This window comes from Flavobacterium chungbukense (assembly GCF_020805785.1).
Classification (GTDB): domain Bacteria; phylum Bacteroidota; class Bacteroidia; order Flavobacteriales; family Flavobacteriaceae; genus Flavobacterium; species Flavobacterium chungbukense.
This window is the reverse complement of the sequence record NZ_JAJGZV010000003.1, coordinates 805,934-823,859: the sequence shown is the minus strand read 5'-3', so window position 1 is coordinate 823,859 and position 17,926 is coordinate 805,934. Positions and strand designations below refer to the sequence as shown.

At 33.2% G+C, this 17,926-nt stretch carries 14 protein-coding genes; 6 read left to right on the top strand and 8 right to left on the bottom strand.

The features are described 5' to 3' along the window. Positions 1 to 19: 19 nt before the first annotated feature. The 4 genes from LL966_RS13815 to gdhA form a co-directional block, all read right to left on the bottom strand. On the bottom strand, positions 20 to 1,912 hold the full coding sequence (locus LL966_RS13815; RefSeq protein WP_229354040.1) for an outer membrane protein assembly factor BamB family protein: 1,893 nt from the start codon (positions 1,910 to 1,912) through the stop codon (positions 20 to 22). Between the two features lie 120 nt (positions 1,913 to 2,032). Continuing rightward, the gene (recO, locus tag LL966_RS13810; protein ID WP_229354038.1) at positions 2,033 to 2,746 is read right to left on the bottom strand and encodes a DNA repair protein RecO; all 714 of its coding nucleotides are present in this window, start codon (positions 2,744 to 2,746) and stop codon (positions 2,033 to 2,035) included. 89 nt (positions 2,747 to 2,835) lie between these two features. Continuing rightward, positions 2,836 to 5,118, bottom strand: coding sequence for a type IX secretion system anionic LPS delivery protein PorZ (gene porZ, locus LL966_RS13805; protein ID WP_229354035.1), 2,283 nt, complete (start codon positions 5,116 to 5,118; stop codon positions 2,836 to 2,838). A 128-nt stretch (positions 5,119 to 5,246) separates the two neighbouring features. Then, positions 5,247 to 6,590 (bottom strand): NADP-specific glutamate dehydrogenase, encoded by a 1,344-nt coding sequence (gene gdhA / locus LL966_RS13800; protein WP_229354030.1) that lies wholly within the window; start codon positions 6,588 to 6,590, stop codon positions 5,247 to 5,249. A 322-nt stretch (positions 6,591 to 6,912) separates the two neighbouring features. Here gdhA and LL966_RS13795 point away from each other — a divergent pair, with 322 nt between their 5' ends. After that, positions 6,913 to 7,707 (top strand): THC0290_0291 family protein, encoded by a 795-nt coding sequence (locus tag LL966_RS13795; protein WP_229354029.1) that lies wholly within the window; start codon positions 6,913 to 6,915, stop codon positions 7,705 to 7,707. Between the two features lie 83 nt (positions 7,708 to 7,790). Here the strand turns inward: LL966_RS13795 and LL966_RS13790 are convergent, their stop codons facing one another. Next, positions 7,791 to 8,933 carry a cystathionine gamma-synthase gene (locus tag LL966_RS13790; protein WP_229354027.1) on the bottom strand — a complete coding sequence of 381 codons (1,143 nt, stop codon included), beginning with the start codon at positions 8,931 to 8,933 and terminating at the stop codon, positions 7,791 to 7,793. A 104-nt stretch (positions 8,934 to 9,037) separates the two neighbouring features. Between LL966_RS13790 and LL966_RS13785 the strand changes: the two genes are divergently transcribed. Further along, positions 9,038 to 9,781 (top strand): DUF3298 and DUF4163 domain-containing protein, encoded by a 744-nt coding sequence (locus tag LL966_RS13785; protein WP_229354025.1) that lies wholly within the window; start codon positions 9,038 to 9,040, stop codon positions 9,779 to 9,781. Positions 9,782 to 9,951: 170 nt separating this feature from the next. Here the strand turns inward: LL966_RS13785 and LL966_RS13780 are convergent, their stop codons facing one another. The 3 genes from LL966_RS13780 to LL966_RS13770 form a co-directional block, all read right to left on the bottom strand. Beyond that, positions 9,952 to 11,097 carry an ATP-binding protein gene (locus tag LL966_RS13780; RefSeq protein WP_229354023.1) on the bottom strand — a complete coding sequence of 382 codons (1,146 nt, stop codon included), beginning with the start codon at positions 11,095 to 11,097 and terminating at the stop codon, positions 9,952 to 9,954. A 108-nt stretch (positions 11,098 to 11,205) separates the two neighbouring features. Continuing rightward, positions 11,206 to 11,961, bottom strand: a complete 756-nt coding sequence (locus tag LL966_RS13775) for an SDR family NAD(P)-dependent oxidoreductase (protein WP_229354021.1) — start codon at positions 11,959 to 11,961, stop codon at positions 11,206 to 11,208. Positions 11,962 to 12,162: 201 nt separating this feature from the next. Further along, positions 12,163 to 13,038, bottom strand: a complete 876-nt coding sequence (locus tag LL966_RS13770; protein WP_229354015.1) for an aldo/keto reductase — start codon at positions 13,036 to 13,038, stop codon at positions 12,163 to 12,165. A 212-nt stretch (positions 13,039 to 13,250) separates the two neighbouring features. On the opposite strand from LL966_RS13770, the gene LL966_RS13765 reads away from it, so the two are divergent. The 4 genes from LL966_RS13765 (at position 13,251) to LL966_RS13750 (ending at position 17,896) form a co-directional block, all read left to right on the top strand. Beyond that, entirely contained in the window at positions 13,251 to 14,255 is a 1,005-nt protein-coding gene (locus LL966_RS13765) for an AAA family ATPase (protein ID WP_017497457.1), read from the top strand. Between the two features lie 77 nt (positions 14,256 to 14,332). Continuing rightward, complete coding sequence (locus LL966_RS13760) at positions 14,333 to 15,196, top strand: DUF58 domain-containing protein (RefSeq protein WP_229354013.1); 864 nt, start codon at positions 14,333 to 14,335, stop codon at positions 15,194 to 15,196. Positions 15,197 to 15,260: 64 nt separating this feature from the next. Beyond that, positions 15,261 to 16,895 (top strand): phenylalanine--tRNA ligase subunit alpha, encoded by a 1,635-nt coding sequence (locus LL966_RS13755; RefSeq protein ID WP_229354011.1) that lies wholly within the window; start codon positions 15,261 to 15,263, stop codon positions 16,893 to 16,895. Next, positions 16,895 to 17,896: a vWA domain-containing protein gene (locus LL966_RS13750; RefSeq protein ID WP_229354010.1), complete on the top strand. Its 1,002-nt coding sequence runs from the start codon at positions 16,895 to 16,897 to the stop codon at positions 17,894 to 17,896. Before LL966_RS13755 ends, LL966_RS13750 begins: the two co-directional genes overlap by 1 nt. Positions 17,897 to 17,926 lie beyond the last annotated feature (30 nt).

Here is a 17,926-nt window from a genome sequence, read left to right as displayed (position 1 = left end):
TTTGGATTTTGTTATATTCTTATTTCTTATTGAAGATCTGAATTGACTTATCAGAAACATAAAAAATATTCTGAGTAGCTGGATCAATCTCATAAAGAGGTTTATTGTTAGTGAAGATGATTTTATCAATCTCTTTTCCTTCAGCTTTACTAACTTTAACTAAAACTTTTTCTCCTGTATCTGCTTTTGCAAAAATATAGGAGAAATCTCTGTTTTGTTTCATTGCATTAAAACGAGAATTAAATTTAGCAGCTACAACACCAAGCGCTGCTGATCCTGCCGCATAATTTTTAGCCTGATCCATATTCTTCTTATCTTCTGGTACTAAAACACTAGTTCTCATATTTCCATTAGAGTCGCGGTATGTCATCGTTACTTCAGAACCTTTAAATTCGCTTACACCTGCTCCGACACCTAAACCAATACTTCCTACAATTGCAGCACTTTTAATTAAACGTCTTCCTGTTTCACCTGGTTGATTGTAAGTCAAATGGTATTTTATAGTACCATCCATATTAACTCCCATCACTTCAAGTGGACCTGAAAGCACAACTCCCCAAGGAAACTGCTCGATACTGTTTAATTCTTTTTCTCTTTTGATATTTACTTTAGCAAACGGCTCTGGTTTATCATTGATGCTTGGATCAAATTTGTATAATTTCTCATCATTATACACTAAGTAAGAATTTGTAGCTTCGTCATAAGTTGGTAAAACTGGACGGCTTTTTTCAAACTTAATATTACGTTTCCAAAGTTTAACTCCAGTTTTGTAATCTACCATATTTCCGTAAGTTCCTGTAAGGTACATTACTTTTTCTCCAACTTTTCCTAAGTAGTAAATTGGATCTTCTTTATCATCAGAAATTTCGATAAATTTTTTCCAAAGCTTTTCTCCATCTTTGTTGATCAACATCATTTCATTTTCTGCAACATATAAGAAATCTTGATCAATTGGAATTACTCTTTTCAAACCGCTTCCACGAGCATCTTTTTTCCAGATTTTCTCTCCTGTTTTTAAGTCAAAAAAATTGAACCCACTATCATGAGCAATTAATAATTTTGTTCCCCAATCTTCTAAGTAAACAACGTATTTAGTTTTAATAGATTCTTTCCAGATACTTTTCCCATCTTCTGTACTCAAAACATTAATATATTCTTTAGTTGAAAGAAGTCCAGCAGAATTAATTACCACAATATTTTTATCATTTTGTGTTTCGTAAAATCTTGTGTAATCTTCGTCTGCTTTCCAGTTTAATTTTCCATTTTCTTTATTAAAAGAGTACAGTTTTCCATAAAGCAAATAATAAACTGTGTTACCATTGATCTTTGCTTTGTTTGTTAAACTTGAAGCTTTAGTTGAAAAACTTATTAACGATTTTGCTTTATCAACCGTTGTATTCCATTTAATTTCTCCAGTTGCCATATCCAACAATGCAACTGCCATTTCTCCGTCTTTTTTAAGAGTAAGAAGATATTCGTTACTTTCAGGAATAAAATCTGATTGAAAAACCCAAAATGATTCTTTTGAAGAGTTGTAAACAATTTTACCTGAATCGGTATTAATAATCAAATATTTTGAATTGATGTATGCCTCAACATACGGACTTCCTGGAACTGTAGACAAATCTCTTTTTTCTTTAAAAAGATTTCCAAAATCAGGATCTTTTAAGACATCTTTTGAAGTAAGAGTTCCAAAATCATCTTTTGTTAAGGTCCAAATAACTTTTTTTGTTTCGGGATCTAAACCCTTTACTGTTCCGCCTTCTTTAAAGACAATAACTCCTGTGATTTCGTTCTGAACCAAATCTTGAACAGCATTTTCTGTTGTAACTATTTCATCATATTTTCTTTGGGCAATTGATGAAACCGTTACCGACAGAAGCAAAATAATCGAAAACGTAATTTTCTTCATGGTAGATTTTTTTTTAATAATTGGTATTAGATATTAATGAGAATTTGCATTCCTAACCAAAAATACGGGGGACTTTTTAGTACAAAAATACTGAGCAAATATATAAAAATAGAAATGTGATTATGAAAAAATTTCTTTCAAAATATCCAACGATTTTGGTCTTTTAAAACCCTCTAAATGAGAAGAATAAAAATCAATGAGGATTTTCAGCAGTATTTGTCTTTCGATGACATGGAAGATTTTTTGACTATTGTCAAACTTTAAATCGATAAGTTTTTTAAACAAGCTGGTTTCATGTTCGGATAGTGCCGTCGAAGTGTGGAAAACCGTAAAAATTCCTTCATTCATTTCAAAAAAAGGAAGATCAATGTCTGAAAGATCTGGATAGAAACCGAGATATTTTGTGATTTCTAAAAGTAATATTAAATGAAAATTTGAAATTTCGTCATGATGATCCAGCCAAGTCAGCGCTGTTTCTAAAAACAGGAAAAGCTGTTCGTTTTTTTCTTCTTCTTGAATCGAATGATGAAGCATTTCAGATAAAAACATTACCATTGTACTTTTTACAATATCAGTATGAATACTCTGAAAAGGAACTGCGCTTTTAATCTCTTTAAAATTTTCTAAAGTGCCTTTGTTTTTATGAACCGCTTCTATTTCTAAAATGGAAAATGGCTGAAAATAAGCAATTTTCTGGCTGGCTTTTCGACTCGAAAAAGCATCACGAACAAAATAAGACTTCAGCCCGCTAGAAAGCGTAAAGCATTTCACAATCAAGCTTTTTTCTTGAAATTTTAGAGATGAAATTACTATGGCTTTGGTTTTGACTAACAATTTTAGATTTTAGTTTTAGATTTTAGATTTTTTTGAATCCTAAAATCTGATTTCATTTTTAACTGAATACCGAAACTGAGACTGAATACTTAACGAATAATCATTATTTTTTTGACTTTGGTTTCGCCTCCATCTTGTGCGGAAATAAATACCATGTAAACTCCAGAAGCCACTTTATACTTACCAAATGCAGTTGTATCCCATTCTATAGTTCCACCAGAAGAGGTTATTTCGTAAACCAGATTACCTTCAATGTCCGTTATTTTAACATTGGCTTTATCAATTAATCCGGCAACTTTTACAGTTCCTGAATAATTTGGACGAACAGGATTTGGATAAACATAAGCATTACTCAAATCGTCATTTGCTGCCGTTGCCACTCCATTAAAAGATATCATTCCTTTATTGGTAGCTATAAAAACTTCACCCGTTTTACTATTTATTTTTATATCATTGACAACATTACTTGGCAATGGCGAATTATTGATTGTAAAATGGTATTTGGTTTCCTGACCATTTGGCGAAACCATAAAAACACCAGAATCTGCTGTTCCAATCCACTTATTATTAGCACCGTCAACCACAATAGAAGTAATAAATTGCTCATACATTAATTCTTGAGCCAAATTATCTTCCATTATAATAATCGGATTGGCCTTTAATTGACTTTCTCCTTGAAAACTCGCAACATTAGACAAGACTCTTAAACCTTTGATAGTTCCGATCCAAAGCTGGTTTTTCGTATCTAAAGCGATACTTCTAACATCTGCAACAGGAAGATTTCCTGCGTCAGTACCGAAAGTCATTTTTTTGAAGGTATTAGTCGTTTCATTAAAAGCTACTACTCCATCTCTATTTGTTCCAATCCATTTTACATTATTACGGTCTACAACTATACTAGAAAAACTAACCGCTTCTGCATTATCCAAAATTGAGGTCATAGCATAACTACCCCATTGTCCGTTAGATTTTAAAACTTTCAAACCATTTTTAATTCGGCTATTGGTGACCCAAAGATTGCCAGTTTTATCAAAAGCGGTTGCATTAATACGAACGTCTATGTAATTTGGACCTTCTGTTGTAATAGATTCTAAACCACTATTTTTTTCATTATATAATAAAGTCGGAACGTCATTTTCAATTTTTAGTAATCCCGAAAAGAAAGAACTGGCATAAACTAGTTTTTCATTGGTTGGATTAACAATAATTCGCGTAATTGATTTTGCATCAAAAACCTCAGAGTAAGGAATGTTTAACCAGCCAGAAGTATTGTATTTGCTAATTCCATAACTATCTAAATTGTAAGGATCATAGGAAGTATCGTAATCTCCATAAACAGTCCACAAAACATTTGGAGTTGCGTCTAAAGAAAAAATATTATTACGTAATGGTCCCGCTGGCGTTATATTTTCAAAAGCAGATGATGTACTTAGTGAAGAAATAAACAATCCTTTTTCTTTTGTTCCGATAAAAAGCTGCGCTCCAACAGCAGTTGCGCAACTAAAATTTAAAGTATTATCTAAAACTTGAGTATTTGTAATTTGCCTGTTTAGAACCAGCTGATTATTATAAACGTAAACTGTATTTGCTGTTGTAATAAATAAATTATGATTTTTTGCCCTCATATCTACCGCAGCTTGCGGCAATTGAGAAAAACCTATAAAGGCATTTGAGTTAAATCTATGGATATATCCGGAATCATTTATTGCCAAAAGTTCGGTATCCAAGGCTTCAACACTTGACCAATTTCCTGGATTTACAACTGTCCACTGATTATAATCGATTAAATTAGCATTTGTGCTATCTGCTCTTCTTATTCCGCTTGAAGTCGCGGCAAAAATAAATCCGTTAAAAAATGCTGTTTGCTTAACACTGATTTCAGCGCCATTATCTCCAATAAAATACGTATCGCCGAATTTTGAAGTATTCAAATTAAACTGTACAATTCCAAAATCGCATGAAACATAAACCAAACCGTTATATTCCATAAAATGATTGATTTTCTTCAAATTTGCCGGAAGCTGTTTATTAATAATATCAACAACTTTCAAAATACTTCCGTCTGTTTCATTCACCAAAATCATTAATCCGTTTTCGTAACCAATTATTGTTTTCTTAAAAGTTTCACTGTAATAAACAGCTGAAATGGTCTGACCTGATAAGCCGTCAACGGTTGTAGTGGTTTTAAGAACGTTGGTTGTTGCATTTTTAGAAAACAAAGCATTTTCTGAAGCGGCAAAAACTGTTGTCGATGATTCAGAAATATCTTTAATTTCATTAAACGAAAAATAGCCCTGCCATGACAATTTATTCTGTGCCTGACTAAATTGAAATAGCAATAAAAATAAAACGTAGAAAAATGTTTTTTTCATCATTTAAAATATTCTGATTGACAAATATACTACAAACGGGATTATTTACTTTTTCATACAAATAAAAAAGCCTCCAAATTATCTTCAAAAGACAAATAGAGGCTATTCTATATTAAATAAATAAAACTTTATACAACTCCTTGTGCCAGCATAGCATCTGCTACCTTAACAAATCCGGCTATGTTTGCTCCTTTTACGTAGTTTACATATCCGTCTTCTTCGGCACCATATTTTTTACATTGGTTATGAATTCCGATCATAATTTCTTTCAATCTCAAATCTACCTCTTCACTCGTCCAGTTTAGACGAATAGAGTTCTGTGTCATTTCTAGTCCAGAAGCTGCAACACCACCAGCATTTGCCGCTTTTCCTGGAGCAAACAATACTTTATTGTCTAAGAAAAGTTTAATTGCATCTAAAGTAGAAGGCATATTTGCGGCCTCAGTTACACATAAAACTCCGTTATCAATAAGTTTTTGTGCATCATCTCCATTCAATTCGTTTTGCGTAGCGCATGGAATTGCAATATCTACTTTTACTTCCCATGGACTTTTTCCTTTGTGGAAAACAGCATTTGGATATTTCTCTAAATATCTTTCTGCTCTATTATCACCTGTCGCTCTCATCTCTAATAAGTGATCAATTTTCTCTCCAGAAATTCCTTCTTCATCATAAATATAACCATCAGGTCCAGAAATAGTAACTACTGTACCTCCTAATTCATTTACTTTTAAAGCTACTCCCCAAGCCACATTTCCGAATCCAGAAATTGCAACTCTTTTTCCTTTAATTTCATGACCAATAGTACGAAGCATTTGATCTGTAAAATACACTACACCATATCCGGTAGCTTCAGGTCTAATTAATGAACCTCCGTAAGCCAAACCTTTTCCAGTTAAAACTCCTGTAAATTCATTTCTAATTCTTTTGTACTGACCAAACAAATAACCAATTTCTCTTGCCCCAACACCAATATCTCCTGCAGGCACGTCAAGATCTGGACCAATATGACGACATAATTCTGTCATGAATGATTGGCAGAAACGCATAATTTCGCCATCAGATTTTCCTTCTGGATCAAAATCAGAACCTCCTTTTCCACCACCCATTGGAAGTGTAGTTAAGCTGTTCTTGAAAACTTGTTCGAAAGCAAGGAATTTTAAAACAGATAAATTTACGGTATGGTGAAATCTAATTCCTCCTTTATAAGGTCCGATTGCAGAGTTCATTTGAATTCTAAAACCTCTATTCACAATAATTTCTCCTTTATCGTCTACCCACGGAACTCTGAATATTATTGATCTTTCTGGTTCAGCGATTCTTAAAAGGATATTCTTTCCATCATATTTTTTACGCTCAGATATAAATGGAATTACTGTTTCTGCAAATTCTCTAACAGCTTGAAGAAATTCTGGCTCGTTTGGATTTTTGGACTCAATAAGAGCCATAAATTCATTTATTTTTTGTTCCATATTTGAAATAAATTATTCAGATAAGTTGATTTATTTTTTGCTTTTAAATTAAGAAATCACGTTTAAGAAAACGTTTTCGTTTCAACAAGCAAAGATATATCAAATTCTTATTCGTTGTTATATTTTTCACTTTTTTGAGTCGATTTATACATTTTTCAAACAAACCAAAAAATTACATTTTACATGTAGGGGTTTACACGCAAATAACTCCGTAAATGTTAGCAAATTAAGTATTTTGTTACTTATTTTTTAATAGAATGATTTAATATTTTGAATCGAATATGTTTTTTATATATTTGCCAAGATTTGTAAGCCCAACAAAATGTCTAAGCACCTCTTTATCACATTATTTGCCATCTTTAGTATATCAAATACGGTATCTGCACAGTCAGACCTAGCTCAAGAGATAGGAATATTTGCAGGACCAGTAACTTTACAGTCGGATTTTGGCGAAAGAAACAACTTTGACACCAATGCAGGAAACACAGGTTTCGGTATTGGAATTATGCATTTTATCAATTTTTCTGCTGCTAATAATAGAGAAAGTTATTTCACAGAACACTTCAAAGTTAGATCAGAACTGTCTTTTAGTAAAACTACTTTAAAACATTTTGGAGAATGGGTTGAAAGAAAACCTGATGGGGTATTCGCTCAGCAATTAAGAAACATGCATGCAAGTTCTTCTATAGTAAATTTGGGTGCGCAGCTAGAATTTTCTCCTTTTATGAAAATTCACGATTTTGAGAATACAATTGGTAGCTTTAGTCCGTATGGAAGTTTAGGTTTTCAGATCAGTTATTATTCGACAAAAGTTGGTTCTCGTTTAGGAGACATAACACTTCCTACTGTTACGCCAGGAAAATATTTAACTCCATCTGATGGACGAGCGCACGGTTTTTCTACTGAAACTGGCGTTGTTTTGTCTGCTACTGCAGCGGTTGGTGTGCATTACAAATTAACAAAAATGAGCGATTTAATGTTTGAAACTCGTTTTCAAATGTACAACTCAGACTGGATTGACGGATTAAACCCTAACAAAACCATTTACACAGAAAATAGAAATAATGACTGGCAGGTTTGGTTTAACTTTGGTTACATCTACTACTTAGAGTTTTAAAACTAAAATTTACAATATAAAAAATCCCAAATTCCAATTTAATCATTTTGGAGTTTGGGATTTTTATTTTTTTGGAATTTATCCTAAGCTAAAGCCTGTTCTAAATCGGCAATTAAATCTTCTGCATCTTCAATACCGACGCTTAATCGAACTAAATCATCTGTAATTCCAACTTCTGCTCTTTTATCTGCCGGAATAGAGGCGTGTGTCATTAAAGCAGGATGATTGGCTAATGATTCAACTCCTCCTAAAGATTCTGCCAGAGTAAATACTTTTAGTTTTTCTAAAAATGCGATAGAATCTTCTTTTTTACCCGATTTAAAATCGAAAGAAACCATTCCGCCAAACGCTTTCATTTGCTTTTTAGCAATTTCATGAAACGGATGATTTTTTAAACCTGGATAATAAACCGTTTTTATCTTTGGATGATTATTTAAATATTCTACCACTTTCTCTCCGTTTTCACAATGTCTCTGCACTCTTAAAGCTAAAGTTTTGATTCCTCTTAAAACCAAAAAGCTATCCATTGGTCCGAGTGTTGCTCCAGTTGCAAACTGCTGAAAATGCAATTGTTCTCCCAGTGCTGCATCTTTTACGATTAACGCTCCAGCGATAACATCAGAATGTCCTCCTAAATATTTTGTTGCCGAATGCATTACAATGTCAGCTCCTAAATCAAGAGGTTTTTGTAAATATGGTGTTGCAAAAGTATTGTCAACAGCTAAAAGAATATTTTTTTCTTTAGTGATTTTTGCTATTTCCTGAATATCCGCCAATTTCATTAATGGATTTGTTGGCGTTTCTACCCAGATTAATTTGGTATTTTCATTGATTAGACTTTTCAATTTTTCGATATTAGTCATATCAACAAAATGAAATTTAATTCCTGAATCTTTATAAACACGAGCAAACATTCTGTATGTTCCACCGTACAAATCGTCCATTGCAATAATTTCATCACCCGCTTTAAAAGATCTTAAAACACAATCTGTCGCCGCAAGACCAGATGAAAATGCCAATCCGCGAGTTCCGTTTTCAATACTAGCCAAAGCTTCTTCTAAAGCTGTACGCGTTGGGTTCGAGGCTCTACTATATTCGTAATCTGCCAAAGGTTTTCCTGGACTTGTCTGAATAAAAGTTGACGTTTGATACACCGGCGGCATAACAGCCCCTGTACTTGGATCATGATGCTGTCCACCGTGAATTACTTTTGTATTGAATTTCATATAGTTATAAATTTTAATTCTATAATTGTTTTACAAATTTACCGCTTAATTTATTTTATCGGGTTACAACTTCTTACCTTTGTAGATAATTAACACTTTTTGATATGAAAAATTACATATTTATAATCTTTTTGTGTTTGATTTTTACAAGTTGCAAAAAAGAGCTCTCATTTGAAAATGAAAAGTTTGAAGATAAGTCTACTATTCCATGCAAAAGCGATTGCCCGCAAATCACAATAGAAGTTCCGATTGCCAAAAATGGACGAGTAATATCAGACAGCATTAATAAAAAAGTCTTTGCCGTAATAAAAGAAATTGTTTTTTTTGGAGAAGATTCAACTAAAGTCGATGATTATAAATCATTGTCAAAATCTTTCATTGAATCTTATGAAGAAATGCGTCAAAAATTTCCAAATGATACTTTTGGCTGGGAAGCAAAAATAATCGGAGATAAAGAATTCGAATCGGATCAGATTTTAAACCTAAAAATTGATCATTATACTTTTACTGGAGGAGCGCACGGCTATCAAGGCTATCGTTCTTTATTATTCAATAAAAAAACGGGAAAAGTAATTTTTAATAACCAGCTATTTAAAAATGAAAAAGAGTTTAAAACATTGGCTGAAAAAACCTTCCGAGCAAAATACAAAATTCCAGAAAAGACAAATATAAATGCGACAGGCTTAATGTTTGAGAATGATAAATTTCAACTACCGCAGAATATTTTTTATACTTCACAAGGATTGCTTTTATATTACAACTCTTATGAAGCCGCGTCTTACGCAGACGGTCCAAAAGAAATTATATTTCCATATAATGAAGTCAGCAAATATTTGAATTTTCAATAAATTTAAATTGAATCTTTGTCGATATGTTGGATGTAGACGCACTGCAGTGCGTCTCTACAGAAAACCTTTGTCACTTTGAACCTCTGAACCTTTGTAACTTTACTACGTCTCAACAGAAAAAACCTCAAAACCTTAGCATCTCAGAACCTCAGCACCTTAGAACCTTTTTTTTACTGAACATCATATTTCATTTTACGCAAAATTCGTAATGCTTCTTTAAAAGAAGAATAAATCTGTTTATAAGGTTTCAAAAGCAGTTTTGCATCAATTAATTTCTGTCTAGCATCTTCAAAACCATTCAAATAACAAATCATAAAAGTAGAAGGCAGATTTTCTAAATCTTTCATTTCTCTTTCAGATAATGCAATTTCTTTTTGAAGTTTGCTCAATAATGCCACATTCGAATTGTAAATATGATAAAGCATCTTTCGATTGAATTCTGGCGGCTGAAAAAGCATTTGACGATCTATTTTATAATAACCATTATCAAAAAAATGAATAGTCTGCTCTTCTAACGGATAGTAACTCGTTTTATCATTCAAACCCAAAGGAACATATTCTGTAATGGTAAAAGTATCATCATTATATTCTATCGTAACAACATCTTGCGCAGAATAAAAAAGTTTAATTTGTTCGTTGATTAATTCGATATCAACACGCGAAAGAAAGGTTTTATCCCGCATTGTTTTAGGAACTCCAGCCCAACAGATTACAAACAATTCTTTAAAGACATAATACTTAGGCGACATGTCTTTATGCCTGAAATTCATAAAATCGATAACGCCATCTAAAGTATATTGAATACTGTTTCTTGAACTGTTTTCAATCCCAATAACGGTTTCGGTATTTTGATTACTTTTTTCTACTTCCTCATGGTCTTCTAGCGGAATCGAATTACTGCCGCGTCTGATAAAGATGCTATTGGCTAAAATAGTATGAATTCCTTTTTTAAAATAAGAGATTTTACTTTTAGGTTTAATAGTAACCAGACCGATTACTTTGTCTTTTGGAAGATTGGGAAAAGGAACATTTTCGTATTGAATTTTAGGCGGATTTTCTAAAAAAGCGTTGACCAGATTCTGAATTCGACTATCATCGAAGAAGTCATCGCCGACAATTTCGTTATCTTGGTCTTCTACTCCAACTACGATATAAGAATTATTGTTTGGATTGGAATTGGATAATGCGCAAATGTGTTTTAAGAATTTGCCTTTCCCTTCGCGAGAATGAAGATTCAGCTGCCTTTTTTTATCATAAAAACTGCTTTCGTCATTATGTGCGAGAAGATTTTTAATTAAAAGGCGCTTATTAATCATGTCGATTTTATTTTGCCACGAATTACACTAATTCGCACTAATTTAATTTATTAAACCTTAAAATTAAAAAAAAGACGCACTACTGTGCGTCTCTACAATCAATTTTATTTAAATATTTTTCTTGACAATCGTAGAAGATGCCTGAGCGGTACTCATAACAACCAGATCAGCAATATTTACATGATAAGGTCTTGAAACTACGAAATGAATAATATCTGCAATATCTTCAGCCTGCAACGGATCAAATCCTTTGTAGACATTTGAAGCTCTTTCCACATCTCCTTTAAAACGAACTTCACTGAATTCTGTAGCAACCATTCCTGGATGAATACCTCCCACTCTAATTCCAAACGGATTTAAGTCGATTCGCATTCCCGCAGTAATCGCATCAACAGCATGTTTAGAACCACAGTATACATTTCCGTTTGGATAAACTTCTTTCGCAGCAGTTGAACCAATATTGATAATATGTCCCGACTGTCTTTCCACCATTTGCGGAATTATCGCTTTTGAAACATACAAAAGTCCTTTTACATTAATATCGATCATGTCATCCCAATCGTCTAAATCTCCGTTTTGAATCGGATCTAAACCGTGAGCATTTCCTGCATTATTTATCAAAACATCGATTATAGCAAAATCATTCGGCAAAGAACTTATTTTTTCTAACACATCTTGTTTATCACGAACATCAAAAGCCAAAGAATGCACTTCTGTAAAAGCTGAAAGTTCTTTTTCAAGTTCTTCCAAACGGTCTTTACGTCTTCCGCAAAGCACTACTTTATAATTGTTTTTTGCCAAAGTCTGAGCGGTTGCTTTTCCAATTCCGCTTGTGGCGCCAGTAATTAAAACTGTTTTTTTCATTGTTAACTATTTTGTTTTAACACATAGATACATAGTTCAGCTTTGCTTTAAAAAGGTATTTCATTTACATCAACACACATAGCTATGTGTAAGTGAAACGCTAAAATCTTCTTTTTAAAAGAAAAAAATCTATGTCTCTATGTGTTTAAATTTTGATTCAGATAAAACTGAGCACTTAAAACTGCGACTGAACACTAAAATTTAAGGCACATCATCACCCATACTTTCTGTCCAGATGGCGAACCAGTCTTCTGTGTCCATATCCAATTCAATTGCTTTTGACAAAGATTGAATTCTAGCAATATTTACAGTTCCTGCAATTGGAATTATTTTTGCCGGATGTTTTAAAATCCATGACAATAAAAGTGTGTCTGCTCCTAAATGATATTTCTCTAATAAAGTAGAAAACAGTTTTTTCAAACGGCGCGTTTGTTTTGTATCTTCTCTAAAAACAGTTCCAAGCGGATTCCATGATAATGGGCGAATTCCGTTAGTCTGCATGTAATCTAAACTTCCGTCAGTCATTGCTTCATAATGCGTTGCCGAAAATTGCACTTGATTGTAGCTAACTTCAGTTTTCTGACGAATTAATTCAGTTTGCGAACTGGTAAAGTTTGAAAGTCCAAAATCAATGATTTTTCCTTCTGCTTTTAATTTCTCAACCGCTTCTGCAATTTCGTCTGCCTGCATTAACGGACTCGGTCTGTGCAATAAAAAAACATCAACATAGTCCGTTTTTAAGTTTTTTAAAGAACCTTCAACCGACTTAATAATATAGTCTTTAGAATAATCGTAATGTTTAATTTTGTTTTCAGGGCGTTTATCAGCAATCATCTGAATGCCACACTTGGTAATTAATTGTAATTTTTCACGGTCAATTTTACTAGCGTGAAAGGCTTTTCCAAAATCGGCTTCGGTCGTATACGAACCGTAAATATCCGCGTGATCAAAAGTCGTAATTTTGTTTTCGATACTCACTTGTATCATGTTTTCCATTTCTTTGGTTGTAAGGTTTTTATCCCAAACTCCCCAATTCATAGTGCCCGAAATTATAGGCGATAAGACTGTTTTGCTCATAATTGTTATGCGTTATTTTTGGTAATAATTATGCTTTAAAAAAACATAATCATCAAAGTTCTTAAAAATATAAAAATAGATTCACAATTAGTCCTTAAAATTAGGTCATTGGTCGAAGTTTTAACCATTCTTTAACATCTTACTTCTTAAAAAATATTCAATTTGCACTCTCAAAAATAAGGCGTAAAAATCAAGGTTTTAAAAATATTTATATGGAAGAAAATACAACGACTTTAGACATTAGAGCGATAAATGAAAAAATTGAAAGAGAAAGTGCTTTTATAGACCTTCTTACAATGGAAATGAACAAAGTTATTGTGGGCCAGAAACATATGGTCGAGCGTTTATTAATCGGATTGCTTGGACAAGGACATATTTTACTGGAAGGAGTTCCAGGTCTTGCAAAAACTTTGGCTATTAATACGCTTTCTCAAGCGGTTCAAGGTTCGTTCAGCCGTATTCAGTTTACGCCCGATTTATTACCTGCCGATGTTATCGGAACCATGATTTACAATATTAAAGCAAACGAGTTCTCTATTAAAAAGGGACCAATTTTCGCCAATTTCGTACTTGCCGATGAGATTAACCGTGCTCCAGCAAAGGTTCAATCAGCATTATTAGAGGCAATGCAGGAAAAACAAGTTACTATTGGCGACACTACTTTCAAATTAGATCGTCCGTTTTTAGTATTAGCAACACAAAACCCGGTTGAGCAAGAAGGAACATACCAACTTCCTGAAGCACAAGTGGATCGTTTTATGTTGAAAACCGTAATTGACTACCCAAAAATTGATGAAGAGCGTTTCGTAATTCGTCAAAACTTAAAAGGATCTTACGAAAAAGTAAATCCAGTAGTTTCTGTTGAGCAAATATTACGCGCGCAAGAAGCGGTTCGTGAAGTTTATATGGACGAAAAAATTGAAAAATACATCTTAGATATTATTTTCGCTACACGTTACCCAGAAAAATACAAATTAGCCGATTTAAAACCGCTTATCAGTTTTGGAGCTTCTCCTCGTGGAAGTATCAACTTGGCTAATGCTGCAAAATGTTATGCTTTTATCAAACGTCGTGGTTATGTAATTCCAGAAGACGTTCGTGCCGTTGTTCACGATGTGCTACGTCACAGAGTTGGAATCACTTACGAAGCAGAAGCAGAAAACATTACTTCTGTAGACATTATCAACAAAATCGTTAACGAGATTGAGGTACCTTAAAAGTTGATGGTTGATAGTTTTTTGTTGATGGTATTATGCCATTAACCAACAACCACAAACCATAAACCAAACAAAAAATGGATACAAAAGAGCTTTTAAAAAAAGTACGGAAAATAGAAATCAAAACGAAGAGACTGAGTAATCATATCTTTTCGGGAGAATACCACTCTTCATTTAAAGGACGAGGAATGACGTTTAGCGAGGTGCGTCAATACCAATACGGAGATGATATTCGTAACATCGATTGGAATGTAACCGCACGCTACAACGAAGCTCACGTTAAGGTATTTGAAGAAGAACGCGAATTGACCATGGTTTTAATGGTTGATATTTCGGGTTCTGAATCCTTTGGTTCTAAAAATCAATTCAAGAAAGACATCGTAACCGAAATCGCGGCAACGATGGCTTTTTCGGCTACACAAAACAATGACAAAATTGGTTTAATCTTATTTTCTGATACAGTAGAATTATATATTCCGCCAAAAAAAGGGCGTTCGCACGTGCTTCGCATAATTCGTGAATTGATCGAATTTGAACCAAAAAGTCATAAAACAGACATCGCTCAAGCTTTGAAGTTTTTATCTGGAACTCAAAAAAAGAAAGCTATTATTTTTATGATTTCAGATTTTATGTCTGATTCTTACGAGCAAACTTTAAAAATTGCATCTAAAAAACATGATATTACAGGCGTTCGCGTTTACGATATGCGCGAAGAAAAAATTCCAAATTTAGGAATGGTTTCTATGCTGGATTCTGAAACAGGAAAAATACAGTTGGTTGATACAAGTTCTAAAACAGTTCGATTGAATTATGAGAAACATTATCAAGAAAAATTGAATTATTTTAAAGATACATTCCGTAAATCTGGAGCAGGTATTGTCAACACCAGAGTTGACGAAAATTACGTTACTAAACTATTAGGCTATTTCAAAGCACGATAAAAATTTGGCAATTTTGATTAACAAATCAAAAATCGTTAATCTAAAATCAACAATCGTTACTCAAATGAAATTTAAACTTTATATATTTTTATTGCTTTTTTCTACTATGATTTTTGCGCAGCAGAAACAGGTAGAAACAAGTATTGACACCACCAAAAATAAGATTGGTGCCGAGTTCAAACTAACGCTTAAAACGGTGGTTACTTCAACATCTAAAGTTGAATTTCCGAAACTTAAAAACATTGGGCCGTTAGAAGTTATTCAATCATATCCGATTGATACCGTTAAAAAGGACGGAACTTACGAACTTATAAAAAAATATGGTTTAACACAGTTTGATTCTGGTCGCTATACTATTCCGAGTGTCAAAATTTTAATAGATAAAAAACCTTTCTTTTCTGATTCTATCAAAGTTGAAGTTGCAAACGTAAAAGTCGATACTTTACAGCAAAAAATGTACGACATCAAAGATATTTCTTCTGTTGATGAAGGAATGGGAAATTGGTGGATTTATGTTTTGATTGTTTTAGCTATTATCGGAATTGGCGCAATCGTTTACTGGTATGTTAAAAAACGTCAACTGAAAAAAATCGAAGAAGAAGTTTATAAAACTCCAATCGAAAAAGCAACAAGTTTATTGAATAATCTGGAACAAAAAGAACTTGTTCAAAAAGGAGAAATTAAAGAATATTATAGTGAATTAACCGATATTGCAAGAAATTATATTGAAGAAGCGATTCACATTCCAGCAATGGAAAGCACAACTTCTGAGTTAATTACAGCTATTAGAGAAGCATCGACCAAAAAGAAAATGACGCTGACTCCAGAAACCGTTGAGAATTTAGAACGTGTTTTACGTCAGGCCGATTTAGTAAAATTTGCGAAATCGAAACCACTTGATTTTGAGATTACAGAAGACAGAAATAAAATTCAAAAAGTTATTTTAACGCTTGATAATGCTATTCCGACTGAAGCTCCAGAAGATATCGAAGATCAGTTATTGAATGAGGCTCAAAGACAAAAACAAATTAAGGAACAACTTCGCAAAAAACGCAATGCCAGAATTGGTTATTCTATTGCAGCTGTAATCTTAGTGTTGTTTGTAACTACAACTTATTTTGTGGTAACAAAAGGTTTCACTTACGTGAAAGACAATTTAATCGGTCATCCTTCTAAAGAATTATTAGAAGGAGAATGGGTAAAAAGTGCTTACGGAAGTCCAGCTGTTTTGATTGAAACTCCAAAAGTTTTAAAAAGAATGGACACTGAAAAAGTCCTTCCAAAAGAAACAATGGCTTTAATTAAAGAAATGCAGCTTTTCACATACGGAAGTATGATTGATAATTTCTATATCACTGTTTCTACTGCCAAGTTTAAACAGCCAACTGATATTGATTTAGCAAAAGCTCTTGAAGGATCTTTAAAAGTAATGGAAGCTCAAGGAGCACAAAATATTATTGTAAAACAAGAAGATTTTCAAACAAACGAAGGTATTCAGGGTGTAAAAGGTTATGGAACAATGACTATTCTAAATCCTGCAACTAAAACAAGTACAAAAGCATATTACGAATTGTTGCTTTTCAAACAAGATCAAGGTTTGCAACAAATCATGATTTTGCATGAAGAAGGCGACACGTATGCCAACGACATTACAGCCCGAGTATTAAATTCTGTTGAACTTCAAAGAGCAAGCAACTAATGAGTAAGATGAGTTTTTTAAATCCAGAATTTCTTTGGTTGTTTCTATTGATTCCAATTGCCATAGGTTGGTATTTCTGGAAACGCAATCAGCAGTCGGCTACTTTAAAAATGAGCTCAACTGCAGGTTTTCAAAACAGCGAATCATTTTGGACAAAGTTCAAACCTGCTTTATACGTTTTCAGAATCCTTGCTTTATGTTCTTTGATTATTGCTTTGGCTCGACCAAGAACGGTAGATATTAGCAATCAAACCAAAACAACAAAAGGGATTGATATTGTAATGGCAATTGACGTTTCTGGATCTATGTTGGCAAAAGATTTAAAACCAAATCGTATGGAAGCTTTAAAAAGAGTTGCCGCCGATTTCGTTGAAGAAAGACCAAACGATAGAATCGGATTGGTTTTATATGCATCTGAAGCGTACACAAAAACTCCAGTTACGAGCGATAAAGCGATTATTTTGGAAGCAATAAAAGGCATTAAATACGATACAACGTTACAAGACGGAACTGGAATCGGAATGGGATTGGCAACTGCTGTAAACCGCCTTAAAGACAGTAAAGCGAAAAGCCGAGTAATTATTTTAATGACTGATGGAGTTAATAATGCTGGTTTTATCGAACCAGAAACGGCTTCTGACATTGCAAAACAATACGGAATTAAAGTATATACAATCGGTATTGGAACAAACGGAATGGCAGAATCTCCGTATCAATACGCTCCAAACGGAAGTTTAATGTTCAAAATGCAGAAAGTTGAAATTGACGAAAAGTTGATGAGAAGCATCGCTCAAAAAACAGATGGAACGTATTTTAGAGCAACAAGTAACGACAAATTAGCTCAAATATATAATTCGATTAATAAGCTGGAAACAACAGAAATCCAAGAATTAAAATTCTACGATTATGATGAAAAGTACAGAATTTTTGTTTTGTTTGCAGCCTTTTTATTATTACTTGAAGTTGGATTAAGAAATACGGTTTACAGAAGCTTTATTTAAATATTTTAGTCGCAGTCTCAGTTCTCAGTT